The organism is Shinella sp. OV683 (assembly GCF_057787725.1).
The window spans coordinates 4,458,736-4,485,594 of sequence record NZ_CM173543.1 but is presented as its reverse complement, the minus strand read 5'-3'; the positions used below and the strand labels follow the sequence as shown (position 1 = coordinate 4,485,594).

Genomic DNA, 26,859 nt, shown 5'->3' with positions numbered 1-26,859 from the left:
AATGCGGCAACGATAAGGGGCGATAGATTGTCCCTCGGTTCGCAGCCTTTTCAAAACTCACCCCAGCTTGGCATCCAGCCCGACCTGGATTGCGCCGAGCGCCCGCGACACCGGGCAGCCGGCCTTGGCTTTGTCGGCCAGTTCCTTGAACTTTGCCTCGTCTATGCCCGGCACGGTGCCGACAAGCGTGATGTTGCTCGACTTGATCGACATGCCGCCGCTTGCATCCGGCTCCAACGAGACGGTGGCCGTCGCGTCGAGCTTCGTCGCCGGCGTGCCGTTTTCGGCCAGGAAATGCGAGAGCTGCATGGCAAAGCAGCCGGCATGCGCAGCCGCGATCAGCTCTTCGGGGTTGGTGCCGGACTGGCCGGATTCATCGACGAATCGACCCTTGAACGAGTAGGGCAGGCTGGAAAGTGCGCCGCTGAGCGAGCTTAGGGTGCCACTGCCTTCGGTGAGAGTGCCCTGCCAGATTGCCTGTGCGGTTCTTTTCATGACGTCCTCCATTGGGTTTGATGGGCGGTAAAGCCGACGAAACATAACGCATAAGTTGGCAAATTGGTTGGGCCTCGCGCCAGCTATTTTCGCATTCTATAATTTTGTTTCCACGGCGCCATCTCGATGTCGCAAATGCACCGCCGATGTCGCAATGCCTATGGTCATATCAACGTCATCGAGGTGCTGGGCGGGTTGGATCCGCTCGGAGAATTGGGAAGCCGGTGTAATTCCGGCGCTGCCCCCGCAACGGTAGCGAAGTGTGCTTGCAACGGGAGTCCACTGGGTGAAAACCTGGGAAGGAGTTGCAAGGGTCCGGCCGGACCACTTCGGAGCCCGGAAACCAGCCTCGGATTTTGAACTCGACTGATCGCGGTGGGCGGTCAAGAGACGGATGACCTGTGACTGCCGGATGTCTGTCCGGCCTGTTTGCGGGCGCTCGTTTCCCTCAAGTCCACCATGCCCAGTCCTTGCAATAACGAGGACCGACCATGGACATTCCATCCGAAATGCTCTCGCGGCTCAGAGCCCGCAAACCCGGCTACAGCCTTGATCAGCCCTTCTATATCGATCCGGCCTATCATCAGATGGACCTCGAGCAGATCTGGTACAAGGACTGGCTGTTCATCGGCCACGATTGCGAGATCCCCAATGCCGGCAACTATATGACGGTGCAGGTGGGCGCCTATCCGGTGGTCATCGTCCGCGGCAATGACGGCAAGATCAATGCGCTTCACAATTCCTGTCGCCATCGCGGCAGTCGCGTCTGCCAGGAGCATCGGGGTTCGACTGCAAAGCTTGTCTGCCCCTATCACCAGTGGACCTACGAGCTCGACGGACAGCTGCTCTATGCCCGCCAGATGGGCGACAATTTCGACACGTCGAATTTCAGCCTCAAGCCCGTGGCCTGCGAGAACGCCGGCGGCTACATCTTCATCTGTCTTGCCGACGAGCCGATGGATTTCGCGCCGTTTGCCAAGACGATGGAACCCTATTTCCTGCCGCATCGCCTGCGCGACGCCAAGATCGCCTTCGAGAGCACGATCATCGAAAAGGGCAACTGGAAGCTCGTCTGGGAAAACAACCGCGAATGCTACCATTGCGCCGGCAACCATCCCGAGCTTTGCAAGACCTTCCCCGAGGCGCCCAGCGTCACTGGCGTCAATGGCGCTGCCGAAGATCCGGAAATCGCTGCGCATTGGGAGAAATGCGAGGCCGCCGGCCTGCCGAGCGCCTTCGTGATCGACGATCGCGGCCAGTTCCGCACGACGCGTGTTCCGCTGCTGCGCGATGCGATCAGCTACACGATCTCGGGCCGCAAGGCCGTGCAGATGCGGCTGTCCGACCAGGTCAACATGGATCGCATCGGCTCGTTGTTGCTGTATCACTATCCCACGACATGGAACCATGTGCTGAGCGACCACGCCATCACCTTCCGGGTCATGCCGATCAGCGCCACCGAAACGGCTGTGACCACCAAGTGGCTGGTCCACAAGGATGCAGTTGAAGGCATTGACTATCGCCTCGAAGAACTGACCCATGTCTGGACCGAGACCAACGACCAGGATCGCCAGATCGTCGAGGAAAACGCTTTCGGCATCCATTCGCCGGCTTACCAGCCCGGCCCTTATTCGGAAGTGCATGAAGGCGGCGTCGCCCAGTTCGTCGAGTGGTATTCGAGCTTCATGGAAGACCGCCTCGCCGGCTTGGGCAAGCCCGCCCTGCGCTCCGTCGCCTGATCGATAGGAGATGGCGATGAACGTGATGAGCACCGTTTCGGCACCGACGCATCTCGATGAGATGCAGCCCTGGAATTCTGCCCGCCAGATGCTGGTTTGCACCGGCGTCATCGACGAGGCGCCTGACGTCAAGACCTTCACCTTCGCGGTGGAGGGCGGCGGCTGGTTCCGCTACATGCCGGGGCAGTTCATCACGGTGGAACTCAGGGCCAAAGGCGGCGACCTGCATCGCACCTACACGATCTCGTCTTCGCCCTCGCGGCCCTATGCCATCGCCATCACCGTCAAGGCGCAGCCGAATAGCATCGGCACGCGCTGGATGTTCGACAACGTCCGGGCCGGTAGCCGCGTACGCGCCTATGGACCGAGCGGGCATTTCACCCTGGGCCGCAGTCCCGCCAGGAAATATCTGTTCGTCTCGGCCGGCTCGGGCATCACGCCTGGCATGTCGATGCTGCGCTGGCTTGCCGATTGTGCACCGGGCACCGACGTCACGTTCATCAACTCCTCGCGTCGGCCGGAGGACATCATCTTCAGAGGCGAGCTCGAACATCTCGCCACCCGCATGCCCAACCTCAAGCTCGGCTTCCTGCCTGAGACGCGGTCGGGCGTCACGCCCTGGGCTGGCCTGATGGGACGCATCGACATCCAGAAGCTCGCGATGCTGGCACCCGACTTCATCGGCCGGGAGATCTTCTGCTGTGGTCCCGACCCCTTCATGAAGGCGGTGAGTAACATCGTGCGCGCCGAAGGCTTCGACATGGGCCGCTATCATCAGGAAAGCTTTGGCGCCACCGCACTCACAGAGACCGCGCAGAAGCCCGCCAATGACGATGCGGTCGAAGGCGAGGAGATCGGCCTTCGGCATTCCGTCAGCTTCCTCGGCTCTGGCGAACAAGCGCTTTGCGCGCCGGGGCAGACGGTTCTGCAGACGGCTCGAGCGGTCGGAGTGCGAATCCCGGCAGCGTGCGAATCCGGTCTCTGCGGCACCTGCAAGGTCAGGAAACGTTCCGGCGAGGTGGAGATGAACCACAATGGCGGCATCTTCGATCGTGAGATCGAGGACGGCTACATCCTCGCCTGCTGCTCGCGACCGCTGACCGCGGTCGAAATCGAGGCGTAGAGCATGGATGTGGCGGCAGACCAGCTGGATAGTCACAAGTCGGCGTCCTCCGAGGATCTGTTTCTCGCCTGGTTCTTGCGACTGCCGCATAACGCCGATGTCGCCCAGGCCGCGCGCAGTGAAATCGTGGGGCTCAATCGCCTCGAACATATCTGCGAGACCACGCTTCGCCTCAGAACCATGCTGGAGCAGGCAAGCCATTTTCCATCGCAGGCCCGGCCTTCCCGCCGCCGGTTGCAGCACTGAAATGTGTAAACCTCTGGTCTGAATGGCATTTTTTGACCACAGGTCGCTGCGCGACGGAATGCGCTCTTTCGGTAATTTTTTTCTTTAAAGCCAAATTTCCGCAACAAAGGTCCCGTCATCCCCGGGTCGGCTGGAATATTTTCGTTTGCCAATAAAATCTATTAAATATATGTATTATGTGAATTTGAAACTGGAACCGCATTGATGCAGCGCCTTAAGATCCTGGGTATCTCCGGAAATGTCCGCACGCCGTCGCGCACTGCATCATTGGTGGATGCAATTTTGCTGGCGATCGAAAACCGCTTCGGGATCGAGACGCGCAAGATCGATTTGATCGATGCCGCTCCTGTCCTTTTCAAAGCGTTGCGCTCGGACCAATTGGACAATGCAGGCAAGGAAATCGTCGCGGCAGTCGAAAGCGCCGACATTCTCGTGGTCGGTTCCCCTGTCTATCGCGCCTCCTACTCGGGCGCGCTCAAGCATCTCTTCGATCTCGTGCATTTCGAGTCGCTGATCGGCAAGCCGGTGATTCTCGCCGCAACCGGCGGCACCCCGCTGCATGGGCTGGTGACCGAGCATCAGCTCCGGCCACTGTTCGGTTTCTTCAAGGCGCTGACGCTGCCCACCGCCGTCTATGCACTCGAGAGCGACTTCGACGCCTATGCAGTCAAGAATCCCGAAATCGCCAAGCGCATCGAAGCCGCAGTGCGGGAACTCGACGCCATCGTGCCAGCAACGCCGGGCCTGATCGCCCAGGCCAATTCGGAAGGCCCGGTTGGGCAAACGCGTCTCCGGGCGTGAACTTTAAGTGTGGATGGAGAAAGCTATGACGCAGCTCAAGAAAGAACCGTTGAAATTTGCCTACTGGGTGCCGAATGTCTCCGGCGGGCTGGTAATCAGCTCGATCGAACAGCGCACCAGCTGGGATATCGACTATAACCGCAAGCTGGCGCAGATCGCCGAGGCCTCGGGCTTTGACTATGCGCTCAGCCAGATTCGTTTCACCGCCGGCTACGGAGCCGACAATCAGCATGAATCGGTGTCCTTCTCGCATGCCTTGCTGGCCGCGACGGAAACACTCCGCGTCATCGCCGCCGTTTTGCCGGGTCCGTGGACGCCGGCGCTGCTCGCCAAGCAGATCGCCACCATCAGCCAGCTCACCAATGGCCGCGTCGACATCAATGTCGTGTCCGGCTGGTTCCGGGGCGAGTTTGCCGCCATCGGTGAGCCTTGGCTCGACCATGACGAGCGCTACCGCCGCTCGGAGGAATTCATCCGCGCCGTTCGAGGCATCTGGAGCGAGGACAACTTCAACCTGCGCGGCGACTTCTATCGTTTCACCGATTACACGATGCGCCCGAAGCCGCTCGGCGACCTGCCGCAGGTCTTCCAGGGTGGCTCGTCCCGCGCCGCGCGAGACATGGCCTCGCGCGTCTCCGACTGGTACTTCACCAACGGCAACACACCGGAAGGCTTGCAAGCCCAGGTCGATGATATCCGCACCAAGGAGAAGCAGTTCGGCAAGCCCTGGAAGACGAAGATCGGCATCAATGCCTTCGGCATCGTCCGCTCCTCTGAAAAGGAAGCGCAGGAATTGCTGGCCGAGATCATCGACAAGGCCATTCCCGATGCGGTCAAGGGCTTCCATCATGAAGTCCAGAATGCCGGTAATGCTTCGCCTGAGAAGGAAGGCAATTGGGCGAAATCCACCTTCCAGGATCTCGTCCAGTACAATGACGGTTTCCGCTCCAACCTGATCGGCACACCCGAACAGGTGGCCGAGCGCGTCATCGGCCTCAAGAATGCTGGTGCAGACCTGATCCTGCTTGGCTTCCTGCACTTCCAGGAAGAGGTGGAGTATTTCGGCAAGCACGTCATCCCGCTGATCCGCGAATTGGAAGCCGAGGAAGAACGGACGCTGGCCGCAGCCGAGTAACAGAGTTTCCGACAGGAATTGAAAAGGTGGTTCGCGCGCCTGCGCGAACTGCGACGGCGGAGCCTTGCTCCGAGCGATGTGGGAGAACGAAATGCTGGACGCGCATTACACATTTTCGGCCCTCGATGGCACGGCGACGCTGCGCGAATATCCTTCGCTGCCGCATGCCGAGCCGAGAGCTCGGACGGTCGAGAAGGCCGAGGCGGTCATTCTTCAGGAACGACCAGTCCTGGCGCTTGAGGACATCACGATTTCCTTCGGCGGTGTAACGGCGCTGTCGAATGTCGATCTCGCCGTCAAATCCGGCGAGATCCGCGCCATTATCGGCCCGAACGGTGCCGGCAAGAGTTCGCTCGTTAATATCATGTGCGGGCTTTACCAGCCGGATTCTGGCCGCGTTCACATCAATGGCCGCAGCTTTCGTCAGGTGCCGGCGCAGAAAGCCGCTCGCCTGGGCATCGCGCGCACATTCCAGAATCTGGCGCTGTTCAAGGGGCTGACGGTTCTCGACAACATCATGTCCGGCCTGGCCTTCGCTCGTCGTTCAACCTTCCTTGGCCAGGCCATCGGCATAGGCCGCGCTCGCCGCGAAGAAAGAGAGGCGCGGGAACGTGCCGAACAGATCATCGAGTTCCTCCATCTTGGCGATGTCGCAGAAAAGCTTGCTGGCGCGCTGCCCTATGGCCTGCAGAAGCGGGTCGAACTCGCCCGGGCGCTGGTTCCCAATCCGCAGATCCTGCTGCTCGATGAGCCGATGGCCGGCATGACCGCCACCGAAAAGCAGGAGATGGCCGGCTTCGTCCGCGCCGCCCGCGAAAGCTACGGCACGACCGTCATCCTGATCGAACATGATATCGGCGTGGTCATGGGCCTCTCCGACAGCATCGCCGTGCTCGATTACGGCCGAAAGATCGCCGACGGCACGCCGGATCAGGTCCGCAACGACCAGGCCGTCATCGACGCCTATCTCGGCATCGACCGCGAGCATGAAGAGGATGACCTCTGATGGCCGATTTCGACTATCTTTTCTTCCTCGAAGTGCTCACCGGCGGCCTGCTGTCCGGCGTCATGTATTCGCTGGTCGCGATCGGCTTCGTGCTGATCTACAAGACCTCGGGCGTGCTGAACTTCGCCCAGGGCGCCATGCTGCTGTTTGCAGCGCTGACCTTCGTCTGCCTGGTCGAGCGCGGCGTGCCCTTTGCGCTGTCGCTGATCATCACCTTCGGCATCATGGTGCTGATGGGCATTGCGGTCGAGCGGACGGTGCTTCGGCCCCTGGTCAACAAGCCGCCGATCACGCTGTTCATGGCCACGCTGGGCCTCTCCTACATGATCGAGGGCGCTGCGCAGCTGATATGGGGAACCCAGGTGCATGGGCTCGACCTCGGCATCGAGGATGTGCCCTTCGAATTCTACGGCATCTTCATCTCGAAATTCGACCTCTTCGCTTCAGGCGTGGCGGCGGTCATGGTCGCCGGATTGACGTTGTTCTTCCGCTACACCCGCGTCGGCCTCAGCTTCCGAGCGGTCGCTGACGACCAGTTTGCGGCCCTTGCCGTCGGTCTCCGCCTGCCACGCATCTGGGCGACTGTCTGGGCGGCGTCGGGCTTGGTGGCGCTGGTGGCGGGGCTGCTGTGGGGCGCGCGTCTCGGGGTTCAGTTCTCGCTCTCGCTTGTCGTGCTCAAGGCGCTGCCGGTTCTGGTGCTGGGCGGCTTTGACTCGATTGCGGGCGCCATCGTCGGCGGCCTGATCATCGGTGCGTCGGAAAAGCTCGCCGAGGTCTATATCGGCGAATATTTCGGCGGCGGCATCGAAGGCTGGTTCGCCTATGTGCTGGCGCTTGCTTTCCTGCTCATCCGTCCTTCGGGCCTGTTCGGCCAGAAGCTCGTGGAAAGGGTCTGACCGATGGCCATAGTCGTTTCCACATCCGTCGAACCGCAGAAGCTGCCGACCTGGCTGCTGCCGGCTGGCGTGCTCGCCATCGCCTTCGGTATCGTTCCGTTCTTCTCGTCGAGCTACCTGATCGAGGCGATCCTGCTGCCTTTCCTGGCGCTTTCGCTGGCTGGCGTCGGGCTAAACCTCCTGACGGGCTATGCCGGCCAGGTTTCGCTCGGCAGCGCTGCCTTCATGGCCGTCGGCGCTTTCGCAGCCTTCAATTTCAACCTGCGCATCGATGGCTTGCCGTTGATTATCAGCATCATCGCGGCCGGTGTCGTCGCCGCCGGTGTCGGCATCATCTTCGGCTTGCCGAGCCTGCGGCTGCGCGGCTTCTATCTCGCCGTCTCGACACTCGCCGCGCAGTTCTTCGTGCAATGGGCGCTGACCAAGTTCGGCTGGTTCTCCAACGACAATCCGTCCGGCGTCATCGATGCCCCGGCACTGATTGTCGCCGGCGTCGATTTCTCCGGCTCGATCGGCCGCTATATCTTCGCGCTTAGCGTCGTCACCGTACTCACCTACCTCTCCTGGCGCATCGTCACCTCGCAGACCGGGCGCAATTTCATCGCCATCCGTGACAACGAGACGGCCGCCAAGGTCATCGGCATCCCGGTGCTGCGGACCAAGTTGCTCGCCTTCGCACTGTCCTCGTTCATCATCGGGGTGGCCGGAGTGCTCTGGGCCTTCGCCTATCTGCGCACCGTCGAGCCGGCGGGCTTCAACCTCGATCGCTCGTTCCAGATCCTGTTCATCGTCATCATCGGTGGACTGGCGACCATTCGCGGCGCCTTCTTCGGTGCGGCCCTGATCGTGGTCTTCCCGGTGGTGCTGTCGCGGATCGGCTCTTTCCTGCTGGGTGATCTCTTCGACTCCGGCGTGCTGGATATGAGCCAGCGCATCGTTCTCGGGGCACTCATCATTGCATTCCTGATCCTCGAGCCGGATGGCCTGGCTGCTCTGGGCAGCCGTGCCGTCCGGTGGGTCAGGGTCAGACTGGGCGGCGTGGCCGCTTAGAGGACACGCATTCATCAATTCAATCGGCCGGGGTGTCCGGTCCACTACCAAGGAGCATGCCGATGCCTACACTGAAAACCACGTTGAGAACGGCCGCGGCCGCGCTCGCTCTCACCTCCGCTGCGAGCCTCGCGCCCGCCCATGCGGACGAGCAGTACTTTCCGCTCCAGAGCTATCGCGTCGGGCCTTATGCTGCCGGCGGTACGGGGTTCTTCGGCGGGTTCATCGACTATATGAACCTGATCAACACTCGCGACGGCGGCGTCAATGGTGTCAAGCTCACCTGGGACGAGTGCGAAACCCAGTATGAAGTCGAGCGTGGCGTCGAATGCTACGAGCGCCAGAAGAGCCATCCGGCCGCCGCAGCCTGGAATCCGCTGTCCGTCGGTATCGCCTATGCGATGATCGATCGCATCTCGGCCGACAAGGTGCCGTTGATCACCGTCAACCACGGCCGCACGGACTCCACTGACGGTCGCGTCTTCCCTTATGTCTTCCCGCTGCTGCTCAACCCGTACAGCGAGACCTCGGGCATCATCAACTATCTCGCCTCCAAGGAAGGCGGCCTGGAGAAGCTCAAGGACAAGAAGATCGTCGTGCTCTATCACGGCTCGCCTTATGGCAAGGAAACCATTCCGATCTATGAACTGCTTGCCAAAAAATATGGCTTCACCGTCCAGCAGATCGAAGTGCCGCATCCCGGCAACGAACAGCAGTCGCAATGGCTGACCATCCGTCGTGCAAAGCCTGACTACGTCGTTCTGCGTGGTTGGGGCGTGATGAACCCTGTGGCCCTGAAGACCGCCCAGAAGGTCGGTTTCCCCGCCACCAAGATCGTCGGCAATGTCTGGTCGAATTCGGAAGAGGACGTAATCCCGGCCGGCGAAGCGGCGATCGGCTACACCGCCATCACCACCCAGACATCGGGCGCCGAGTATCCGGTCGTCAAGGAGATCGTCAAGACGCTCTATGACAACGGCAAGGGCAACCTTGAGGACAAGAAGCGTATCGGCTCGGTCTACCACAATCTCGGCATCGTCAACGGCATTCTCAACGTCGAGGCAATCCGCATCGCCCAGGCGAAATTCGGCAAGCGCACCCTGACAGGCGATGAAGTCCGCTGGGGCTTCGAGCACCTCAAGCTCGACGAAGCCAAGGTCGCCGCGCTCGGCGCCAAGGATCTGTTCCACTCCATCAACGTCACTTGGGACAACCATGAAGGCGATGGCTACGTGACCTTCCAGCAGTGGGACGGCAAGAAGTGGAACGTTGCTTCCGATTGGATCGCACCGGACTGGAAGCTGCTGCGCCCAATCATCGAAAAGTCCGCCGAGGCCTATGCCAAGGAAAAGAACATCAAGCTGCGCACGGCGGAAGATGCCGAGCAGGCGACGAACTGATTGGCGTCGGGCGGTTACCCCCTCACCAAGCGCGTCCAGCGATCGGCTTCTCCTCTCGCGGACTTGCTATCCTCTCCCACAAGGGGAGAGGCAAGGATGAGGGATCGCCGCGAGTTTACCTCTCCCCTTGTGGGAGAGGATACGCAGGCCGGGTAAGCGTAGCGAACCCATGGCCGAAGTTGGTGAGGGGTAATCTCACACCACATAAACAAGATGGCCATCAACTGGTCATTCACCCTAAGGCCTGAAAGGGCCTGAGGCATGCGGGGTCCCGTCACCCACACTTCGCGCTCCCGCATGCCGACTTTTTTCGCCGCTCCGGTGGCATGGAGACCACAATGTCGAATGAGATCCTGCTGGAAGCACAATCCGTCTACGCGACCTACTCCCAGACGATCAAGGCGCTGAATGGGGTGAGCTTCGCTCTTCGCCGTGGCGAGATCCTGGCGCTGCTGGGTTCCAACGGCGCCGGTAAATCGACGACGCTGAAGGCCGTATCCAATCTGCTGCCGGCCGAGCGCGGCCAGGTGACATCGGGCCAGATCATCTTCGAGGGTCGTGACGTTCGCAGCTCAAGCCCGGCAGAGCTGGTGCGCGCCGGCCTCGTGCAGGTGCTGGAAGGACGTCACTGCTTCAAGAGCCTGTCGGTCGAAGAGAACCTGGTATCTGGTGGTCTCGGTCGCAGTTCCTCCCGGCGCGAAATCGCCGATGATCTTGAAAAGGTCTATGTGACATTCCCGCGCCTCAAGCAGAAGCGCCACACATCCTCGGGCCTCACCTCGGGTGGCGAGCAGCAGATGACCGCGATAGGCCGCGCCCTGATGTCACGCCCGCGCCTGCTGGTACTCGACGAGCCCTCGATGGGGCTGGCGCCACTGATCATCAAGGACATTTTCCTGTCGCTCAAGCGATTGAATGCGGCTGAGGGACTGTCCATCCTTGTCGCGGAACAGAATTCGACGGTCGCGCTGAAATATGCCGATCACGCCACCGTCATCGAAAACGGCGTGGCCGTGCTGTCGGGCCCGGCATCGGAATTGCGCCAGCGCGCCGACATCAAGGCTTTCTATCTCGGTGAGGCCGCAGCCCTCGCCACCGACAGGCCCGCAGCCTGAACCAGTTTTCCATGGGAGAAACGACATGAATATCCTCGCCAAGAACACCAGCGTCGTCGGCGTGCCGGCGGTGGAGCGTCCTTCCGAGTCGGCGCACATCATCAAGTCGGATGCCGAGGCGATTGCCATCGCTCACAAGCTGGCGGCGGAGTTCATCAAGGACTCCGCCCAGCGCGACCGCGAACGGATCTGGCCGCAAGCAGAGCTTGATGCCTTCTCGCAGAGCGGCCTTTGGTCGATCAATGTGCCGAAGGAATTCGGCGGCCCGGAAGTCTCCTATGCGACGCTTGCAAAAGTGGTCGAGATCATCTCGGAAGCGGATTCGTCGATCGGCCAGATTTCCCAGAACCACCTGGGCGTCGTCGCTGCCATTCGCACGGTCTCCGACAAGGCGCAGCAGAAGCTGCTGTTCGGCGAGGTGCTCAAGGGCACTCGCTTCGGCAACGCGTTTTCGGAATTTGGCTCCAAGCGCGCCGCTGATTTCGAGACCAAGTTCACCGATCACGGCGACCATGTTGTTGTCAACGGCCAGAAATTCTATTCTTCTGGAGCGCTGCTCGCCCATAAGGTGCCGATCGTCGCGCTCGATGATCAGGGTCGCGCCTGGTATGCGATCGCCGACCGCGATGCGCCGGGACTGACGGTGGTCGACGACTGGTCGAGCTTCGGCCAGCGCACCACGCTTTCCGGCACCGTCATCCTCGACAATGTCAAGGTCGACAAGGCATGGGTCGTGCCAGGCTACAAGGGCTACGACAAGCCGACGGCCGACGGCGCCATCTTCCAGATCATCCAGGTGGCAGTCGATACCGGCATTGCCTCTGCCGCGATCAAGGAAACCGTCGACTTCGTCCGCACCAAGTCGCGCGCCTGGGTCGATAGCGGCGTCGATAACGCCTGGGATGATCCCTACACGATCCAGGCTGTCGGCACCCTGAACCTTCGGCTGCATGCGGCGCAGGCGCTGTTGGAGAAGGCAGGCTACGCCATCGACCGTGCCGTCGCCAACCCGACCGCCGAGACAGTCGCCGAAGCCCAGATCATCACCGCCGAAGCCAAGATCCTGTCGACCGAGATCGCCATCGAGGCCACCAACAAGCTGTTCGAACTCGCGGGTACGCGTTCGACCCTCGCCGAACACAATCTCGATCGCCATTGGCGCAATGCCCGGACACACACGTTGCATGATCCGGTGCGCTGGAAATACTCCATCCTTGGCAAGTACTACCTCAACGGCGAGAAGCCACCGCTCCACGCCTGGAGTTAAGCGAAAGAAGGGGCTGCGACCTGGCAGCCCCTTCACGACTTCATCTCTCCTCATTTATTGAAACATACCCTTCGGCGTCTCGCCCTTCAGGAACGGTTCGATAAAGCCCATCAGCAGGTCGGTCTGGTCGATGACTGCGGTGTGCGAGGTGGCGGGCAACACGGCGAGTCGCGAGGCGGGCAGGGGCTTGCCCATATCACCCATCTCGCCGCCGCCGAGCAGACGGAACAGTTTGACCGTATGTTCAAGCGTCGCGACATCCGAGTCCCCTGAGATGATCAGGATGGGCATCTTCAGCTTCTTGACGTCTGCTTCCCAGGCCATCGGCTCCTTTTCCAACGCGATCAGCTTGCGCACCAGTTCCGGGAATCCATCGGGATTGGCGGCGAGCTTCTTATATTCCTGCGCAAACGGCATGTTGACGAACATCTCTACGCTCATCTGCGGAATGAAGGCCCTCATTGCCGGCTGCCAGCCCGTTTCGTCATAGGCGACCGATGCTAGGATGAGTTTGTTGATCTTCTCGGGATGCCTGATCGCCAGTTGCAGGCCGGCGGCGGCACCCATCGAATAGCCGAACACATCGGCTTTCTTGACGCCGACCGCGTCCATGAAGGCAGCGACGTCATCGGCAAGATTGGGGTAGGTGATGGGTCGGTCGATATCCGTGGTGCGGCCATGGCCTTGGAATTCGAGCGCATAGACCTTGTGGTGCTCCGCGAGCCTGGGGATGATCGCCCCCATCGCCGGGATGTTCATATAGGCGCCGTGCAGCACGATCAGCGGCTCGCCCTGGCCGGAAACCTCATAGTACATCTCCATGCCATTGACCTTTACCCGGTTACCCACCGGTTGAGACTGGGCGAAGGCCGGACCGGCAACAAGCATGGCCATGACAATCAACAAGCGACGAAACATGAATTCCTCTCCTCTTTTTCAGCGCGGCCTGTGCCGGCGATGACTGAAAGACGAACAACATCTGCCGATGCCGACAATGCCTCAGCATGTTTTTTCTGGTGGCGAAAAGACTACCAGGCGATGACGCTGTCGGTGCTGCCCTCTGCTTCGAATGCCTCAGCCTCCTCCATCAGCCAATTAGAAAAGGCCATGACGGGTGGGTAGGACACTTTGCGCAGTGGCCGGACGAGATAATAGGCGCTCAGGCTTTCGACCGGATGATCGTAAGCGCGCACCAGCTGTCCGCTCTTCAATTCTGACGCTATGAGGAAGAGTGGCATCAGCGCCACGCCAAGGCCGGCAATGCAGGCCTGCGCGACGTTGGAAAACTGCTCGAACCGCATGCCGCCGGCAAGCCTTGCCTCAATGCCGAGGCTCGCAAACCAGTGTTCCCATGCGCCCGGCCGCGAGGCAAGATTGATCAGTGGCAGCGACAACAATCGTTCAGGTGAACGCACCGGATTGGCGCGCAGAAATTCCGGGCTGCAGACCGGCGCCACCATTTCCTGCATCAGCAGGTCGCATTTCGCATCCGGCCAGTCCGGCCGGCCGACATGGATCGCCGCGTCGATCTCCTCCGCCTCGAAATCGACGCGGCCAATGCGGGTGGCAAAATTGATGATGATATCGGGGTTTTCACGCACGAAGCCGGGCATGCGCGGCATCAGCCAGCGCGTCCCGAAGGTTGGCGGGATGGCAAGGCTGAGCGAATTGGCCGGCCCCTTGGCCATGGCCTCCAGCGTCAGCGTGCGGATACGGCCCAGCACCTCTTCTATGCCTTTTGCGTATTCCCGGCCGGTCGCGGTCAGGCTCACGCCACGGCTGTTGCGGTCGAAAAGCGCGATGCCAACCTGGTCCTCCAGACCAGCGATTTGCCGGCTGATCGCACCCTGCGTCAAGGAAAGCTCGGCAGCCGCAGCCGAAAAGCTGCCCAGCCGCGCTACCGCGTCGAAGGCGGTGAGCGAGGAGATCGAAGGCAAGAGACGGCGCTGGATGGATGACATGGGGTATTACTAAACCTCATGGCGGCATGAGTAAATATGGTTTGTCTTGCCCTGCCATCGGGTCCATAAATGCACAACACTTCTCCAAAGGATCCCGCCATGAGCAAGCCCGCCGCCTTTACCTGGAACGACCCTTTCCTGCTGGACGACCAGCTCACCGAAGAAGAGCGGATGATCCGCGACTCCGCCGCGGCCTTCGCCGAGGCTGAGCTGCTGCCGCGCGTCAGCGAGGCTTATCTCAACGAGCACACGGATGCCGAACTGTTTCGCCTGATGGGCAAGGCCGGCCTGCTCGGCGTCACCCTGCCGGAAAAATACGGTGCTGCCGCTGCCAACTACGTCGCCTACGGACTTGTTGCCCGCGAAGTCGAGCGCATTGACTCCGGCTATCGCTCGATGATGAGCGTGCAGTCGTCGCTGGTTATGTATCCGATATATGCCTATGGCTCCGAAGAGCAGAAGGACAAGTACCTGCCGGGTCTCGTCTCGGGCGAGTTGATCGGCTGCTTCGGTCTCACCGAGCCGGATGCCGGCTCCGACCCCGGCGGCATGAAGACCCGCGCCGAGAAGATCGCGGGCGGTTATCGCCTGCGCGGTTCCAAGATGTGGATCTCCAACGCACCGATTGCCGATGTCTTCGTCGTCTGGGCGAAGTCCGAAGCCCATGACGGCAAGATCCGTGGCTTCATTCTTGAAAAGGGCATGAAGGGTCTTTCGGCCCCGAAGATCGGCGGCAAGCTGTCGCTGCGCGCCTCGATCACCGGCGAAATCGTCATGGACGGCGTCGAAGTTACCGAAGATGCGTTGCTTCCGAACGTATCGGGCCTCGCAGGCCCATTCGGCTGCCTCAACCGCGCCCGCTACGGCATTTCCTGGGGCGTGCTGGGTGCTGCCGAAGATTGCTGGTTCCGCGCCCGCCAATACGGCCTCGATCGCATCCAGTTCGGCAAGCCGCTCGCTGGCACCCAGCTCTTCCAGAAGAAGCTCGCCGACATGCAGACGGAAATCACGCTCGGCCTGCAGGGTAGCTTGCGCGTCGGCCGCCTGATGGACGAGCACAAGTTCGCGCCGGAAATGATCTCGATCATGAAGCGCAACAATTGCGGCAAGGCGCTCGACATCGCCCGCCAGGCCCGCGACATGCACGGCGGCAACGGTATCCAGATCGAATACCACGTCATGCGCCACGCCCAGAACCTCGAAACGGTCAATACCTATGAAGGCACGCATGATGTGCATGCGCTGATCCTGGGCCGCGCGCAGACGGGGATACAGGCGTTTTTCTGAGAAGGTTAGCTGGGTAAATTGATGGGACCGGCCCGGTGGAAATCGGGCCGGCTTTTTGTTGGCTCTTGCCTCTGATTTTCACTCACACGTTCATGTCTGCTTTGCGCCGCCAAAAGGAGACGCGGGTACGCGGAAGTCCGATTGCACGCGCTTGTCGTTGAAAATGGTCGCGCCGCCCCTTGACCATCTATTATTATATATTATATAATAATGTATATTGAAGTAGGAGAAGACGATGTCCCTCACTCGGATAACAGATCAGTTTTGGGTCAGCGCACAGCCAAACGTGGATGAGTTCGACCAGTTTCGCGGCCAAGGTTTCAAAACTTTAATCAACGTGCGACCCGACGGCGAAGACGCCGACCAGCCCGGTAACGCCATGGAGAAGAATTCAGCACATCGCGCCGGAATGGAGTACGCCTTCATTCCGGTCACTGGTCCATCTATCACCGAAGCCGATGTGTGCGCCTTCCAGAAGGCTGTCGCCGATGCGGAGGGCAAAGTGCTGGCCCACTGCAAGTCTGGCACCAGAGCGTTGCTTCTCCACGTCATCGGCGAAGTCCTGGATGGACGCATGGAACTGCGCGACGTGGCGGAATTCGGCCGGGAGAACGGCTTCGATCTTTCAGCGGCCGAAAAATGGCTTGCACGGCGCCACTCTACGAGGCCCGAGGTAAAAGGCTTCTTCGATCCCCGCACATGGAGCGTCCAATACGTGGTTTCGGACCCCGCCACGGGCAAATGCGCGATTGTCGATCCGGTTTTGGACTTCGACGAAAAATCCGGAGCAACGGCAACGAAGAATGCTGACGCCATCCTCGAATATGTCTCGGCGAAAGGACTGCAAGTTAAGTGGATTCTCGACACCCATCCGCATGCGGATCATTTCTCCGCCGCCCAGTACCTAAAATCGAAGACAGGCGCGCCGACCGCGATCGGCGAACGCGTGGTGGATGTCCAGAAACTATGGAAGGGCATCTATAACTGGCCGTCTCTGGCGACGGATGGTTCTCAGTGGGACAAGCTGTTCGCCCATGGCGAGGAGTTCACGGTAGGGTCGATCAGAGGACGCGTGATGTTCTCGCCGGGGCACACGTTGGCGTCGGTGACCTATGTGATCGGCGACGCGGCCTTCGTCCACGATACGATCTTCCAATCCGACAGCGGCACGGCTCGCGCCGATTTCCCGGGTGGAAACGCATCCGAACTCTGGAACTCGATCCAGGCGATCCTTGCGCTCCCGGACGAGACGCGACTGTTCACCGGGCACGACTATCAACCGGACGGACGAAAGCCCAGATGGGAAAGTACCGTCACCGAACAGAAGCGGCAGAACCAGCACATTGCCGGGCGCGATGCCGCGAGCTTCGTCAAGATCAGGACCGAGCGCGACAGGACGCTACCTATGCCGAAGCTCATCCTGCACTCGTTGCAAGTTAACATCCGCGGCGGGCGGCTACCGGAGCCGGAGGACAACGGAAAGCGATACCTCAAGATACCTCTGGACGCCTTGGACGGCGCAGCTTGGTGACGACATGAACCGCACGAAAGCAAACAAGCGCTTGGTGGACCTCACCGACCTGCAAGATAGGGCGTCGGAGGTCTCAGAACTTCTGAAGACACTCGCCCACCCGATGCGGCTAATGATCGTCTGCACTCTCATTCAGGGAGAACATTCGGTCGGCGAACTCGAAGAGAAACTCGACATCCACCAGCCCAATCTTTCGCAGCAATTGACTGTGCTGCGGGAGGCGGAGATCGTCGAAACCCGCCGGGAAGGCAAGCAGATTTACTACAAATTGACGGCACAGAAGGCTGAGCGACTCGTTGGCGCGCTCTACGACATCTTCTGTGCCCCCGGAGATACGGAATGACTGAATTTCTCCCATCCTTGGTGGGCGGCATGCTCATCGGCCTCTCGGCGTCGATGCTCCTGCTCCTCAACGGCCGGATCGCTGGTATCAGCGGCATCGTCGGGAAACTGGTGCAGGGCTCGCATGTCGGCACGAACGCCGTCTTCGTAGCCGGGCTCATCTTCGGACCGATCGTCTATAGCCTTGTGGCGGGCGAGCCGCCTGATTCTACGATCACCGCGTCATGGCCGCTGCTTATTCTCGCAGGCCTGTTTGTCGGCTTCGGCTCCCGCATGGGGTCCGGCTGCACCAGCGGCCATGGCGTTCTCGGCCTCGCCCGCCTATCGCTGCGCTCCTTCGTGGCCGTTGTTACCTTCCTGACCGCTGGCGTCGTAACCGTCAGTCTTATCAGAGGGGTTTTGTCATGAGGAACAGTGTTCCAAGACTGGCGACGGCCCTGGTTTCCGGTTTGATATTCGGACTGGGTCTGTCGCTCTCAGGCATGCTGAACCCCGTGCGCGTGCAAGGTTTCCTCGACGTATTCGGCGCATGGGACCCGAGCTTAGCTTTCGTTCTCGGCGGCGCGGTTATCGTCGCTTTCCTCGGCGTCGTCGTCTCCGGTCGTCTTTCGAGGCCAGCTTTCGATGACGAGTTTCATCTGCCTGGAACGCGGAGGATCGATCGGCGTCTCGTGGCTGGTTCCGCTCTGTTCGGCGTCGGTTGGGGTATTGCAGGGTTCTGTCCCGGCCCGGCGATCTCAGCGCTCGCACTGGGAAAGATGGAGGTCGTTGTTTTCGTGCTCGCGATGGTGGTCGGAATGATCGCCCATGACAGGTGGTCGAGGCAAGTCACATGAGCACAAGCTTCATTGCCGCCGTCGGCTCGGGCGGTCTGGTCGGTTTCGTGCTGGGTCTGCTCGGCGGGGGCGGCTCGATCCTTGCCACCCCTCTACTGCTGTACGTCGTGGGGGTCACCCAGCCGCATATCGCGATCGGAACAGGGGCGCTTGCGGTGTCGGTAAATGCGTTCGCAAACCTCGCCTCTCACGCGATGAAGGGCAAGATTTGGTGGCGCTGCGCCTTGGTGTTCGCCACCATTGGATCGATCGGAGCGCTCGCCGGGTCGTCACTGGGCAAGGCCACAGATGGCTCACATCTGCTGTTCTTCTTCGGCCTCGTGATGGTCGGGGTTGCGACCCTGATGCTGCGCGGACAGAAGGCCGCGCAAGCCGCGTCGCGGCCCGTTGATGCAAAGATGTGCCTGACCACCACTGCCGTTGCGCTTGTGTCCGGTCTCGCATCCGGGTTCTTCGGCATAGGCGGAGGGTTCCTGATAGTGCCGGGCCTGATGGCAGCCACCGGCATGCCGATGATCAGCGCTATCGGGTCCTCGCTGCTCGCAGTGGGCGCGTTCGGGTTGGCCACCGCATTCAACTATGCGACGTCGGGATTGGTCGACTGGGTATTGGCGGCGCAGTTCATCGGAGGTGGTGTGGTCGGAGGTGGTGCAGGTATGCTCCTCGCGACGAGGCTCGCGGTTTACAAGAACCTGCTCAACAGGCTCTTCGCGATGCTGATTTATGCTGTCGCCGCGTACATCCTTTATGAGAGCGGTTCTGTGTTGTTGGGCGCGATGCGCCTTTCCTAGGAAACCCCACGAGCCCACCTCGACGGGTCGGTGGCTCTTCCGTTGAGCTCACCTTGTGGACCCTTTCTCCGAGACTAAGGGAATCAATTGACGCGCCTCTTTAGTCGTCATGGCAACTTCAAGCCAACGCCAATTTTTTTCTCACCCCTTCATCCCCGCCCTTTCCACCTGGTTTATAATGCTACACACATCTCCCCATCGGGCCGAAGGTTCTGAAGCCGGGCGTCGGGCCTATTGGCCCCGCAACCCCTCCGTCCCGACCACATCCACTTGCCCCTCGGCCCCAATCGCCACCCCGAACAGCGCCTTCGCCTGCTCGGCCGTATACCGCTCCAGTCGCACGTCTTCCGCCACAGCGGCCGGATCTCGCGTCATCGGGTCGCCATAGCCACCACCGCCTGGGGTGCCGACGCGCACACGGTCACCGGGCTTGAGTGGAATGTCCTGCGCCTTGGAGAGATGTTCCGGCACCATCGCCTTGCCGTTCTGCCAGACGACAACCGAATTCGGTTTGCCATCCCGCCCTCCGAGCGCGCCCGGAGGGCCGAAGCGGCCGTGATCCATCACGAAGCTCGCGGTTGCCTCGCCGCGGCGGAGTTCCACCTCGTAATCCAGCCCAAATCCGCCGCGATGCCGGCCGGCGCCGCCCGATCCCTCGCGCAGCGCATAGCGGTGGTAGAGCACCGGAAACTGCTGTTCCATGATCTCGACCGGCGGGGCCTTGGAAATACCTATGGTCGAGCAACCATTGGCCAGCCCGTCATGGTCGGCATTGCCGCCATAGCCGCCGCCGGAAATCTGGTACATGACGAAGCCGCGATTGCGCTCCGGATCGTGGCCGCCAAGCGCGAAATTGCCCGAGCTGCCGGCTGGAGATGCGGTCACCCGGTCGGGCAGCGCCTCCACCAGTGCGGCAAACACGGCTTCGGCTATACGCTGGCTGACCTCGGCAGCGCAGCCCGACACCGGGCGCGGATATTGCGCATCGAGGAAGGTGCCGACCGGTGTCTTGACCCTGAGCGGCTCGAAGGCGCCGGCACTGATCGGCACATCCGGGAAGATATGGCGCATGGCAAGGTAGACCGACGATAGCGTCGTCGCCAGCACCGAATTCATCGGCCCGATGCAGGGTTTCGACGAACCGGTGAAGTCGAAATCCAGCAATCCGTCCTTGGCATGGATGGCCAGGCGGATCTCCAAGGGCTCGTTGACCACACCGTCGCTGTCGACATAGGCGACGGAATTGTAGGTGCCGTCCGGGATCAGCTTGCAATTGGCGCGCATCTGCTCGCTGGCCCGCTTGCGCAACTCTTCGATGGCTTCCTTCACGGTCAGGTCGCCATAGCGATCGAGAATGCGGGTGAGCCGCCTTTCGCCCACCAGCAGCGCCGCCGCCTGTGCCTTGACATCGCCGATGCGCTGGTCGGCGACGCGGATATTCGAGCAGATGATCGCGTAGATTTCCTCGTCGAGCAGGCCCTGTTTGAAGAGCCTGACGGGCGGAAGCCGCAGCCCTTCCTGCTCGACCGAAGTCGCCGACGCCGAAAATCCACCCGGCACCGCGCCGCCGGTATCTGGCCAGTGGCCGGTATTGGAAAGCCAGCAGTAGATTTCGCCGTCGCGATAGACGGGCATGGCAAAGCGCACATCCATCAGATGCGTGCCGCCGAGATAGGGGTCGTTGACGATATAGATATCGCCCGGCTTGGGTGCGGCAGCCTTCCCAGTGGCGATCATCTCGATCAGCACCCGCGTCGAATATTGCATCGTGCCGACAAAGACCGGCAGGCCGGTCGACCCCTGCGCGATCAATGCACCGTCGACGGCCGAATAAATGCCGTCCGAACGGTCGTTTGCCTCGGCTATGACGGGCGAGAAGGCGGCACGCGAGAACGAGAGATCCATCTCGTCGCAGACCTGCTGCAGGCCGGACTGGATGACGGACAGCGTGATCGGGTCGAGGCTCATGCGACGTCTCCCAGTGTGATGATGATATTGCCGTCATGGTCTTGGCGTGCGATGTCCCCGGGCTCGATGATGATCGTTGTGTCCATCTGCTCGACGATGGCCGGACCGGTGATTTCAGCGGTGGCCGGCAAGTGATCGCGCCAATAGACCGGCGTCTCGTGCCACGCCCCGAACCACACCTGGCGGCTGCCGGTCTGTGCCTCGCCAAGCGTCGCCCTGCGGCCCTTGGGATCGATCAGAACAGACAGGTCGATCTCGGCGCGGCGGCCGATCACCGATGTATTGACGTTGACCAGATTGGCCCTGATTTCCTTGAGCTCGACATGGAAGCGGTTGAAATAGGCTTCCTCGAAACGGGTCTGCAATTCGGCAAGCGTTGGCATTGGACCGGGCAGGGGAACCCGCAGCAGGTGTGTCTGGCCGATGAACTGCATGTCGACCGAACAGATCTCGCGGATTTCCCGGATGGCCACGGCTTCCTTGCCGATCAGCCGTCGGCCCTCTTCGGACTGATGGGCAAACAGCGCATGTACGGCATCGATATCGACAGAAGCCAGCGGCCGGTTGACCGTGTTGACGAAATCGTGCCTGAGGTCGGCCACCACGCAACCCAGCGCGTTGGTGATGCCCGGCCGCGACGGCGCCAGCACCTTGGGAATGCCGAGTTCGCGGGCGATGGCCGATGCATGCAGCGGCCCCGCGCCGCCGAAGGCGAACAGCGCAAAATCGCGAGGGTCTTCACCCAGGCTGACCGACACCATCCGCACCGCATCCGACATGCGGGCGTTGGCAATGCGGATCACCGCATCCGCCGCGCCGATCGCATCCAGCCCAAGCTTGTCGCCGAGTTCGGATTTGAAGATCGTCTTGATGTCATCGAGCGACATGCCGCCTGGTACCGAGTTCAGCCGTGCCGGCTTGAGCCTACCAAGAATGAGATTGGCGTCCGAGATCGTTGGCCGCATGCCGCCGCGACCATAACAGATCGGGCCGGGCGAGGCGCCCGCACTTTCCGGACCCACCTGCAGCAGCCCGGCTGATGTGACCTTGGCGATCGAGCCGCCGCCGGCACCGACCGTGCGCACATCGACCATCGGCACATGGATCGGCATCGCATATTCGATTTCGATCTCGTTGGAGACGGCGGGCTCGGCATTGCGGATCAGCGCCACGTCGGTGGAGGTGCCGCCCATGTCGTAGGTTATAAGGTTCGGGATGCCGGCACGACGGCCGGTATAGGCCGCTGCCATGACACCGGACGCGGGACCGGACATCACGGTCTTCGCCGCTTCTTTGGCCACATGTCGGGCCGACACCATGCCACCATTGCCGTTCATCACCAGCACGTCATGGCGATAGCCGCGCGACGCCAGCTGGTCGGCGAGCCGCTCGACATAGCGGCGCAGCAGCGGCTGCACCGAGGCGTTGACGGCGGCAGTCACGCCGCGTTCGAATTCCCGGCTTTCGGACAGCAGTGCATGGCCGAGGGTGATATTTTCGTTTGGCCAGATCTCGCGGGCGATTTCCTCGGCGCGCAGTTCATGCGCGGGGTTGGCGTAGGCGTGCAGAAAATGGATGACCAGCGCTTCGCAATCCTTCGCGATCAGGGCCGTCACCGCAGCGCGCAAAGCTTCCTCGTCCAGCGCGGTCAGAACCTTGCCGGAGGCATCCATGCGCTCAGGCACTTCAAGGCGCAGGTCGCGCGGGATGATCGGCTTGAACTCGCCCTTCATGCCATAGGGCTGCGGCCTCGTGCGGCGGCCAAGCTCCAGCACATCGCGAAAACCCATCGTGGTGATCAGCCCGGTCTTGCAGAGATTGCGCTCCAGCACGGCATTTGTCGTGGTGGTGGTGCCGTGGACGATCAAGTCGAGTGCGGCAATATCGGCCTCGGCGGCATCGAGGGCGTTGAGTACGCCGGTGGCTTGGTTATCCAGCGTCGTCGGGGTCTTGGCGAGGCGCACAGTGCCATGAACAGCGTCGAACAACACGAGATCGGTGAATGTGCCACCGACATCTATGCCTGCCACCTGGCTCTGCGAAGGAGCATTTTCCATGGAGGTTTCAGGCATGTCAACGTCCCCGCATTATTGTTTGTGTACAAACGAATTTGACGACGAATATGGCCGCTGTCAAGCGGAGAGATGGCCTACCGTAAGCCGTCCTTGCCCTCGATCTCGCTGGCCTTCAACCCGCCAACACGCGCCAATGGCCGGCCCGATGTGGTCACGGCCACAGCCACCATGATCTCGCCCGCGCGCGGGCTATCGTTCAGCCAGACATCCATGCCGTCGAAATGGCTGCGCACATAGGCTGCGTCCTTGTGGCCGAGCGGAATGTCGAGCATCTGGCCTAGCCCGCCACGGCGCTTGGAAGAAGGCACCAGCGCAGCGCCATGCTCCACAGCCTCGCGCAATGGCTTTCCCATCGAGGGATGCAGGATCGCGGCGGCGTGTTCGAGTTCGCCGTCTTCGCCGACCATCGCAGATTTGCCGTAGCTCTCGGTCTCGCTCGGGTAGACGCCCAGTGCCTCGACGCATCTCCGGCCCAACAGCGCTCCGAGTTCCGCGCCGATCTCCATCAATCCGCTGAGATCCTCGACATAGAGTCCGGCATACGGATTGCGGATCACCGCAACGGCGGCCGCTTTTCGCGTCGGCGGGCTGATCGCCCGGCCCATTTCGCTATGGACCTCTTCGACGAAGACGGCGAGCTTGCGGATTTCCGCCTTCACCGCAGCCCGTCCTCGCCCTTGATGGCGTCGGCGCTCAGGCCGCCGACGCGGGCATGGATGCGCGCGCCGGTGGTCATGACAAGCGTTACCACGATCTCGTCGGCGCGCGGTGCATCCGGCACGCCAACTTCCATTCCGTCGAAATGACTGCGCACATAGGAGGCGTTGATATGGGTGACGGGGACATCCAGCCGCGTACCGGGACCACCGACCTTCTTGGTCGAGGGCACGATCGCCTTGGCGTCGCCGAGCGCTTCGCGCATCGCGTAGCCGCCCGGAACGTGCCAGAGCGCACCGTGCTCAAGCTCGCCGGCCTGGCCGACGATGGCGCCCTTGCCGTAACCTTGTATATCGTTCTTGTCGCCGCCCAGCGCTGCGATCAGGCGATTGGCCATGTCGAGGCCGAGCGGCTCGAGATCCTTCATGAAGGGAGAAATCTCTTCGTGATACTGGCCTGCGAAGGGGTTCTCGATCACCGCCAGCACCGCGCCACGCTTCAGCGGCTTGTCGGCCACGGGGCCGCCCTCATGCAGGATTTCCTCGACAATGGTCAGGAATTTGCGGACCTTGGGCTCAGGCATGGCGTCTTGTCTCCAGATATGGGTCGGCAATCTCGCCGGAATGAATTTCGACATCAGCGATGGGCGCAGCAACGACGCGTCCCTGATTTTTGAGGAAGATCGCTGCCTTCTGGATCAGCCCGCCGATACGCAGCCGCTCGGCTTCGTCGACGCCGCGTTCGAGCGCGATACCGATGTCCCGATCCGTCAGAGTTCCACAGCTGCGAACCACCAGCCGCTTGCCGAGATCGCTGTCATCGACCACATCGCAGGCGCGTGCCCGAACAACCGCCGGATGGCCGGGAAGATCGACCGCATTGGCGACGATCGTCGCTGCAGCATCAGCTTCGGCGGCATTGCGGGCGAGAATGGTGACGGAATCAGCAATCCCCATCGACAGGCTGCGGCCGCCACGTCCGGACGTGGCGATGCCACGCGTCGGACTCTTCCAATCCACCGAGAAACTGCCGAGTTCGGTGCGATCTTCCCGCGACATGCCGATATGGAACTCGGCAGCGTCGTCGAGGTGAATAGCGATATCGCCGCCATTGTTGACATAGATACGCCTCGGCCGGTTCTCTGATGTAAAGCCCTCCAGCATCGCTGCCAGCACTTCATCTGCAACGGCGCCGGCAACGGCGGCCATCGGCGTGATGAAATGCGTGTCGGCATAAGGCAGCACCGCCGCCATCATTCGCCGCGCGGTCGATCCGTCGGGCTGGTGGCTATCCGGATGCGCCTGGCTTTTCAGCAGGGGCAGTTCGGACACCAGTTCTTCGAGAATGGTCTTGAAACGACGATTTGCCAGCGCGAAAGCATGCGTCCGCTGGTAGGCTTCCAATTCGAGCGAAATCGCTCCGTCAACGCCGATCATCAGATCGATAGGGCCGTGCTGCAAATGCAGCCGGCCGTTCCTGTCTCCATCGAGATAGTTGCCTACGGGACCGGTCATCGGTCGAACACTTCCTGCATCCGGGTCACGCACCCCATCTGAAATTCTTCTCGGCCATCGGCCACGCTCCGCTTTGCGGCGCGACCTTGCGTTCGGCCACTTCGATTGCCTGCTCGATTGGCACGATCGCTTCCATATGTCCACCGAGCGCACGATAGTCCTCCATGCGCATGGTGAACTCTATGGGTGCAACGATTGCTGGCGTCGGCACATAACCGAAAGAGTTGGATGGCATCTGCGTGACATCGGCCATGACCGTGATGCCGCCACCGGGCCAGACATAAGCGGGCGCGCCGCCGCAGGATACATGGGTCAGCGCGTCCTTGACCGAGCGCGTCAGGCGCACCGGATTGGTGGTGACCCCAGCGCGAAGGCTGCCGCCGGCGCCGCCGATAAACAGCACGGAGGCCAACGCCGGCTCGCAATTTTCGGCGATGATATCAACAGATTCCTGCAGCTTGGCCGGCAGGATGGTCTGCAGTTCGGGCCGCAGGTTCTCGTCGAGGATATAGTAGGCGTATTGTTCGCCGGTGGTCGACACCATCAACATGCGCAGGCCGGGATAGGCGGTCTTGGGATCGAAGTCGTTGAGGATGGTCAGCGGGTCGCTGATGTTGGTGCCGCCCCAGCCGGTACCGGGTTCGGCGACCTGAAAATAGCGGCCGGGCGTCGAGCGGCGGCCCTTGATCTTGATGCCGGTGCCGGCAATGTCCAGCAGCTTGCCGGCCTGGTGCTCGGAAAGCACGCCGGTGATGTGGTCATCGACCACGACGACTTCGTCGACGTGATTGAGCCACTGCTTGGCGAACATGCCGATCGTCGCCGAGCCGCAGCCGACCCGCATGCGCGTCTCTTCGGCGTCGTTGATGATGGGTGCCTTGCCTGCCTGTACAACGATTTTTGCCCCACCGTCGATCGCAAGCTCGACGGCTTCGCTATTACAGAGTTTTAGGATCGTATCGCAGGTGAGGCGGCCCTCCTTCTTGGAGCCGCCGGTGAGGTGATGCACACCGCCGACCGACAGCATCTGCGAACCATACTCGCCGGTCGTCACATGGCCCACCGGTTCGCCGTCGACGCGGATCACGGCCGTTTCGTGCCCAAGAAAGCGGTCGGTATCGATCTTTATCTTGGCACCGCAATAGCTGAAGATGCCCTCAGTGACCACGGTCACCATGTCGACGCCGTTCGCTTTCTGCGAAACGATGAAGGGCGCAGGCTTGTAGTCGGGATAGGTGGTACCGGCGCCAACCGCGGTAATGAACTGGCTCTTGGACCGGACGAGATCGCCGTCCCAGTTGTCCTCGCCGCCATCCGGCATGAAGGGCACGACCTTGCCGCCCGCAGAGACGCTGTTTTCAATGATCGTCAGGGGATCGACGCGGATCAGCTCGCCGTTTTCATTGGCATAGCGATCGCAGGCGCCGGCTCTGCCGTCGGCGATGTAACACATCACGGGACAGGCATCGCAACGGATCTTGCCGTTGACTGCGCTTTCGACTTGCTGCTTTACCATGCGGAGCCTCCTGTCATGGACTGCGGCGTCGTGGCGGCAAACGAATATGTTCGCTGCGCTCGCTTATTCATTCGCATACGAACAAGTATTCGCCCAAGATCCGCCTCT

26 protein-coding genes and 1 riboswitch are annotated in these 26,859 nt (G+C 61.3%); of the genes, 17 read left to right on the top strand and 9 right to left on the bottom strand.

What is annotated here, in order from left to right:
• Window positions 1-57: 57 nt before the first annotated feature.
• On the bottom strand, window positions 58-495 hold the full coding sequence (locus ACXHRN_RS21645) for an OsmC family peroxiredoxin (RefSeq protein ID WP_488638364.1): 438 nt from the start codon (window positions 493-495) through the stop codon (window positions 58-60).
• A 164-nt stretch (window positions 496-659) separates the two neighbouring features.
• Window positions 660-861: riboswitch (cobalamin riboswitch) on the top strand.
• A gap of 125 nt (window positions 862-986) precedes the next feature.
• Between ACXHRN_RS21645 and ACXHRN_RS21640 the strand changes: the two genes are divergently transcribed.
• The 11 genes from ACXHRN_RS21640 (at window position 987) to ACXHRN_RS21590 (ending at window position 12,273) form a co-directional block, all read left to right on the top strand.
• Window positions 987-2,234, top strand: coding sequence for an aromatic ring-hydroxylating oxygenase subunit alpha (locus ACXHRN_RS21640; protein ID WP_488638363.1), 1,248 nt, complete (start codon window positions 987-989; stop codon window positions 2,232-2,234).
• A 16-nt stretch (window positions 2,235-2,250) separates the two neighbouring features.
• Window positions 2,251-3,357 (top strand): FAD-binding oxidoreductase, encoded by a 1,107-nt coding sequence (locus ACXHRN_RS21635; protein ID WP_488638362.1) that lies wholly within the window; start codon window positions 2,251-2,253, stop codon window positions 3,355-3,357.
• 3 nt (window positions 3,358-3,360) lie between these two features.
• Complete coding sequence (locus ACXHRN_RS21630; RefSeq protein ID WP_488638361.1) at window positions 3,361-3,603, top strand: hypothetical protein; 243 nt, start codon at window positions 3,361-3,363, stop codon at window positions 3,601-3,603.
• Between the two features lie 204 nt (window positions 3,604-3,807).
• Window positions 3,808-4,404 carry an FMN reductase gene (msuE, locus tag ACXHRN_RS21625; protein ID WP_488638360.1) on the top strand — a complete coding sequence of 199 codons (597 nt, stop codon included), beginning with the start codon at window positions 3,808-3,810 and terminating at the stop codon, window positions 4,402-4,404.
• A 25-nt stretch (window positions 4,405-4,429) separates the two neighbouring features.
• Window positions 4,430-5,539, top strand: a complete 1,110-nt coding sequence (gene sfnG / locus ACXHRN_RS21620; protein WP_488638359.1) for a dimethylsulfone monooxygenase SfnG — start codon at window positions 4,430-4,432, stop codon at window positions 5,537-5,539.
• A gap of 91 nt (window positions 5,540-5,630) precedes the next feature.
• A complete protein-coding gene (locus tag ACXHRN_RS21615) occupies window positions 5,631-6,545 on the top strand; it encodes an ABC transporter ATP-binding protein (RefSeq protein WP_488638358.1) in 915 nt (304 codons plus the stop codon).
• Window positions 6,545-7,441: a branched-chain amino acid ABC transporter permease gene (locus tag ACXHRN_RS21610; RefSeq protein ID WP_488638357.1), complete on the top strand. Its 897-nt coding sequence runs from the start codon at window positions 6,545-6,547 to the stop codon at window positions 7,439-7,441. The genes ACXHRN_RS21615 and ACXHRN_RS21610 overlap by 1 nt, the downstream gene beginning before the upstream one ends.
• Window positions 7,442-7,444: 3 nt before the next feature.
• A complete protein-coding gene (locus ACXHRN_RS21605; RefSeq protein ID WP_488638356.1) occupies window positions 7,445-8,491 on the top strand; it encodes a branched-chain amino acid ABC transporter permease in 1,047 nt (348 codons plus the stop codon).
• A gap of 62 nt (window positions 8,492-8,553) precedes the next feature.
• Window positions 8,554-9,891, top strand: coding sequence for an ABC transporter substrate-binding protein (locus tag ACXHRN_RS21600; RefSeq protein WP_488638355.1), 1,338 nt, complete (start codon window positions 8,554-8,556; stop codon window positions 9,889-9,891).
• 338 nt (window positions 9,892-10,229) lie between these two features.
• Window positions 10,230-11,006, top strand: a complete 777-nt coding sequence (locus ACXHRN_RS21595) for an ABC transporter ATP-binding protein (RefSeq protein ID WP_488638354.1) — start codon at window positions 10,230-10,232, stop codon at window positions 11,004-11,006.
• 25 nt (window positions 11,007-11,031) lie between these two features.
• Entirely contained in the window at window positions 11,032-12,273 is a 1,242-nt protein-coding gene (locus ACXHRN_RS21590; protein WP_488638353.1) for an SfnB family sulfur acquisition oxidoreductase, read from the top strand.
• A 54-nt stretch (window positions 12,274-12,327) separates the two neighbouring features.
• Here ACXHRN_RS21590 and ACXHRN_RS21585 read toward each other — a convergent pair whose 3' ends face one another.
• Both ACXHRN_RS21585 and ACXHRN_RS21580 read right to left on the bottom strand, forming a co-directional pair.
• A complete protein-coding gene (locus tag ACXHRN_RS21585) occupies window positions 12,328-13,191 on the bottom strand; it encodes an alpha/beta fold hydrolase (RefSeq protein WP_488638352.1) in 864 nt (287 codons plus the stop codon).
• 110 nt (window positions 13,192-13,301) lie between these two features.
• A complete protein-coding gene (locus tag ACXHRN_RS21580) occupies window positions 13,302-14,234 on the bottom strand; it encodes a LysR family transcriptional regulator (protein ID WP_488638351.1) in 933 nt (310 codons plus the stop codon).
• A 99-nt stretch (window positions 14,235-14,333) separates the two neighbouring features.
• Here ACXHRN_RS21580 and ACXHRN_RS21575 point away from each other — a divergent pair, with 99 nt between their 5' ends.
• The 6 genes from ACXHRN_RS21575 to ACXHRN_RS21550 all read left to right on the top strand — a co-directional run bounded on the left by ACXHRN_RS21575 (window position 14,334) and on the right by ACXHRN_RS21550 (window position 19,021).
• Entirely contained in the window at window positions 14,334-15,521 is a 1,188-nt protein-coding gene (locus ACXHRN_RS21575; RefSeq protein ID WP_488638350.1) for an acyl-CoA dehydrogenase, read from the top strand.
• 235 nt (window positions 15,522-15,756) lie between these two features.
• Complete coding sequence (blh, locus tag ACXHRN_RS21570; protein WP_488638349.1) at window positions 15,757-17,052, top strand: bifunctional sulfur transferase/dioxygenase Blh; 1,296 nt, start codon at window positions 15,757-15,759, stop codon at window positions 17,050-17,052.
• Window positions 17,053-17,056: 4 nt separating this feature from the next.
• Complete coding sequence (gene bigR / locus ACXHRN_RS21565; RefSeq protein ID WP_488638348.1) at window positions 17,057-17,395, top strand: sulfite-sensing transcriptional repressor BigR; 339 nt, start codon at window positions 17,057-17,059, stop codon at window positions 17,393-17,395.
• On the top strand, window positions 17,392-17,802 hold the full coding sequence (locus tag ACXHRN_RS21560) for a YeeE/YedE family protein (protein WP_488638347.1): 411 nt from the start codon (window positions 17,392-17,394) through the stop codon (window positions 17,800-17,802). The genes bigR and ACXHRN_RS21560 overlap by 4 nt, the downstream gene beginning before the upstream one ends.
• Complete coding sequence (locus ACXHRN_RS21555) at window positions 17,799-18,230, top strand: DUF6691 family protein (protein ID WP_488638346.1); 432 nt, start codon at window positions 17,799-17,801, stop codon at window positions 18,228-18,230. The genes ACXHRN_RS21560 and ACXHRN_RS21555 overlap by 4 nt, the downstream gene beginning before the upstream one ends.
• Complete coding sequence (locus ACXHRN_RS21550; RefSeq protein WP_488638345.1) at window positions 18,227-19,021, top strand: sulfite exporter TauE/SafE family protein; 795 nt, start codon at window positions 18,227-18,229, stop codon at window positions 19,019-19,021. Before ACXHRN_RS21555 ends, ACXHRN_RS21550 begins: the two co-directional genes overlap by 4 nt.
• Before the next feature lie 231 nt (window positions 19,022-19,252).
• Here the strand turns inward: ACXHRN_RS21550 and ACXHRN_RS21545 are convergent, their stop codons facing one another.
• The 6 genes from ACXHRN_RS21545 to ACXHRN_RS21520 form a co-directional block, all read right to left on the bottom strand.
• Complete coding sequence (locus tag ACXHRN_RS21545; RefSeq protein WP_488638344.1) at window positions 19,253-20,989, bottom strand: hydantoinase B/oxoprolinase family protein; 1,737 nt, start codon at window positions 20,987-20,989, stop codon at window positions 19,253-19,255.
• Entirely contained in the window at window positions 20,986-23,061 is a 2,076-nt protein-coding gene (locus ACXHRN_RS21540) for a hydantoinase/oxoprolinase family protein (protein ID WP_488638343.1), read from the bottom strand. The genes ACXHRN_RS21545 and ACXHRN_RS21540 overlap by 4 nt, the downstream gene beginning before the upstream one ends.
• Before the next feature lie 77 nt (window positions 23,062-23,138).
• The gene (locus ACXHRN_RS21535; RefSeq protein WP_488638342.1) at window positions 23,139-23,723 is read right to left on the bottom strand and encodes an amino acid synthesis family protein; all 585 of its coding nucleotides are present in this window, start codon (window positions 23,721-23,723) and stop codon (window positions 23,139-23,141) included.
• Window positions 23,720-24,304 carry an amino acid synthesis family protein gene (locus ACXHRN_RS21530; protein ID WP_488638341.1) on the bottom strand — a complete coding sequence of 195 codons (585 nt, stop codon included), beginning with the start codon at window positions 24,302-24,304 and terminating at the stop codon, window positions 23,720-23,722. Before ACXHRN_RS21530 ends, ACXHRN_RS21535 begins: the two co-directional genes overlap by 4 nt.
• Window positions 24,297-25,235, bottom strand: coding sequence for a UPF0280 family protein (locus ACXHRN_RS21525; protein WP_488638340.1), 939 nt, complete (start codon window positions 25,233-25,235; stop codon window positions 24,297-24,299). The genes ACXHRN_RS21530 and ACXHRN_RS21525 overlap by 8 nt, the downstream gene beginning before the upstream one ends.
• Window positions 25,236-25,260: 25 nt before the next feature.
• Entirely contained in the window at window positions 25,261-26,751 is a 1,491-nt protein-coding gene (locus ACXHRN_RS21520; RefSeq protein ID WP_488638339.1) for a 6-hydroxynicotinate reductase, read from the bottom strand.
• Window positions 26,752-26,859: the final 108 nt, after the last annotated feature.

Bases quoted from the DNA above. Each gene is read 5' to 3' on its own strand.
- ACXHRN_RS21590 (WP_488638353.1), top strand. From the start codon at position 11,032: ATGAATATCCTCGCCAAGAACACCAGCGTCGTCGGCGTGCCGGCGGTG.
- msuE (WP_488638360.1), top strand. From the start codon at position 3,808: ATGCAGCGCCTTAAGATCCTGGGTATCTCCGGAAATGTCCGCACGCCG.
- ACXHRN_RS21530 (WP_488638341.1), bottom strand. From the start codon at position 24,304: ATGCCTGAGCCCAAGGTCCGCAAATTCCTGACCATTGTCGAGGAAATC.
- sfnG (WP_488638359.1), top strand. From the start codon at position 4,430: ATGACGCAGCTCAAGAAAGAACCGTTGAAATTTGCCTACTGGGTGCCG.
- ACXHRN_RS21540 (WP_488638343.1), bottom strand. From the start codon at position 23,061: ATGCCTGAAACCTCCATGGAAAATGCTCCTTCGCAGAGCCAGGTGGCA.
- ACXHRN_RS21630 (WP_488638361.1), top strand. From the start codon at position 3,361: ATGGATGTGGCGGCAGACCAGCTGGATAGTCACAAGTCGGCGTCCTCC.
- ACXHRN_RS21585 (WP_488638352.1), bottom strand. From the start codon at position 13,191: ATGTTTCGTCGCTTGTTGATTGTCATGGCCATGCTTGTTGCCGGTCCG.
- ACXHRN_RS21580 (WP_488638351.1), bottom strand. From the start codon at position 14,234: ATGTCATCCATCCAGCGCCGTCTCTTGCCTTCGATCTCCTCGCTCACC.
- ACXHRN_RS21610 (WP_488638357.1), top strand. From the start codon at position 6,545: ATGGCCGATTTCGACTATCTTTTCTTCCTCGAAGTGCTCACCGGCGGC.
- ACXHRN_RS21615 (WP_488638358.1), top strand. From the start codon at position 5,631: ATGCTGGACGCGCATTACACATTTTCGGCCCTCGATGGCACGGCGACG.
- ACXHRN_RS21605 (WP_488638356.1), top strand. From the start codon at position 7,445: ATGGCCATAGTCGTTTCCACATCCGTCGAACCGCAGAAGCTGCCGACC.
- ACXHRN_RS21560 (WP_488638347.1), top strand. From the start codon at position 17,392: ATGACTGAATTTCTCCCATCCTTGGTGGGCGGCATGCTCATCGGCCTC.
- ACXHRN_RS21645 (WP_488638364.1), bottom strand. From the start codon at position 495: ATGAAAAGAACCGCACAGGCAATCTGGCAGGGCACTCTCACCGAAGGC.
- bigR (WP_488638348.1), top strand. From the start codon at position 17,057: ATGAACCGCACGAAAGCAAACAAGCGCTTGGTGGACCTCACCGACCTG.
- ACXHRN_RS21520 (WP_488638339.1), bottom strand. From the start codon at position 26,751: ATGGTAAAGCAGCAAGTCGAAAGCGCAGTCAACGGCAAGATCCGTTGC.
- ACXHRN_RS21550 (WP_488638345.1), top strand. From the start codon at position 18,227: ATGAGCACAAGCTTCATTGCCGCCGTCGGCTCGGGCGGTCTGGTCGGT.
- ACXHRN_RS21640 (WP_488638363.1), top strand. From the start codon at position 987: ATGGACATTCCATCCGAAATGCTCTCGCGGCTCAGAGCCCGCAAACCC.
- ACXHRN_RS21545 (WP_488638344.1), bottom strand. From the start codon at position 20,989: ATGAGCCTCGACCCGATCACGCTGTCCGTCATCCAGTCCGGCCTGCAG.
- ACXHRN_RS21525 (WP_488638340.1), bottom strand. From the start codon at position 25,235: ATGACCGGTCCCGTAGGCAACTATCTCGATGGAGACAGGAACGGCCGG.
- ACXHRN_RS21600 (WP_488638355.1), top strand. From the start codon at position 8,554: ATGCCTACACTGAAAACCACGTTGAGAACGGCCGCGGCCGCGCTCGCT.
- ACXHRN_RS21555 (WP_488638346.1), top strand. From the start codon at position 17,799: ATGAGGAACAGTGTTCCAAGACTGGCGACGGCCCTGGTTTCCGGTTTG.
- ACXHRN_RS21595 (WP_488638354.1), top strand. From the start codon at position 10,230: ATGTCGAATGAGATCCTGCTGGAAGCACAATCCGTCTACGCGACCTAC.
- blh (WP_488638349.1), top strand. From the start codon at position 15,757: ATGTCCCTCACTCGGATAACAGATCAGTTTTGGGTCAGCGCACAGCCA.
- ACXHRN_RS21575 (WP_488638350.1), top strand. From the start codon at position 14,334: ATGAGCAAGCCCGCCGCCTTTACCTGGAACGACCCTTTCCTGCTGGAC.
- ACXHRN_RS21635 (WP_488638362.1), top strand. From the start codon at position 2,251: ATGAACGTGATGAGCACCGTTTCGGCACCGACGCATCTCGATGAGATG.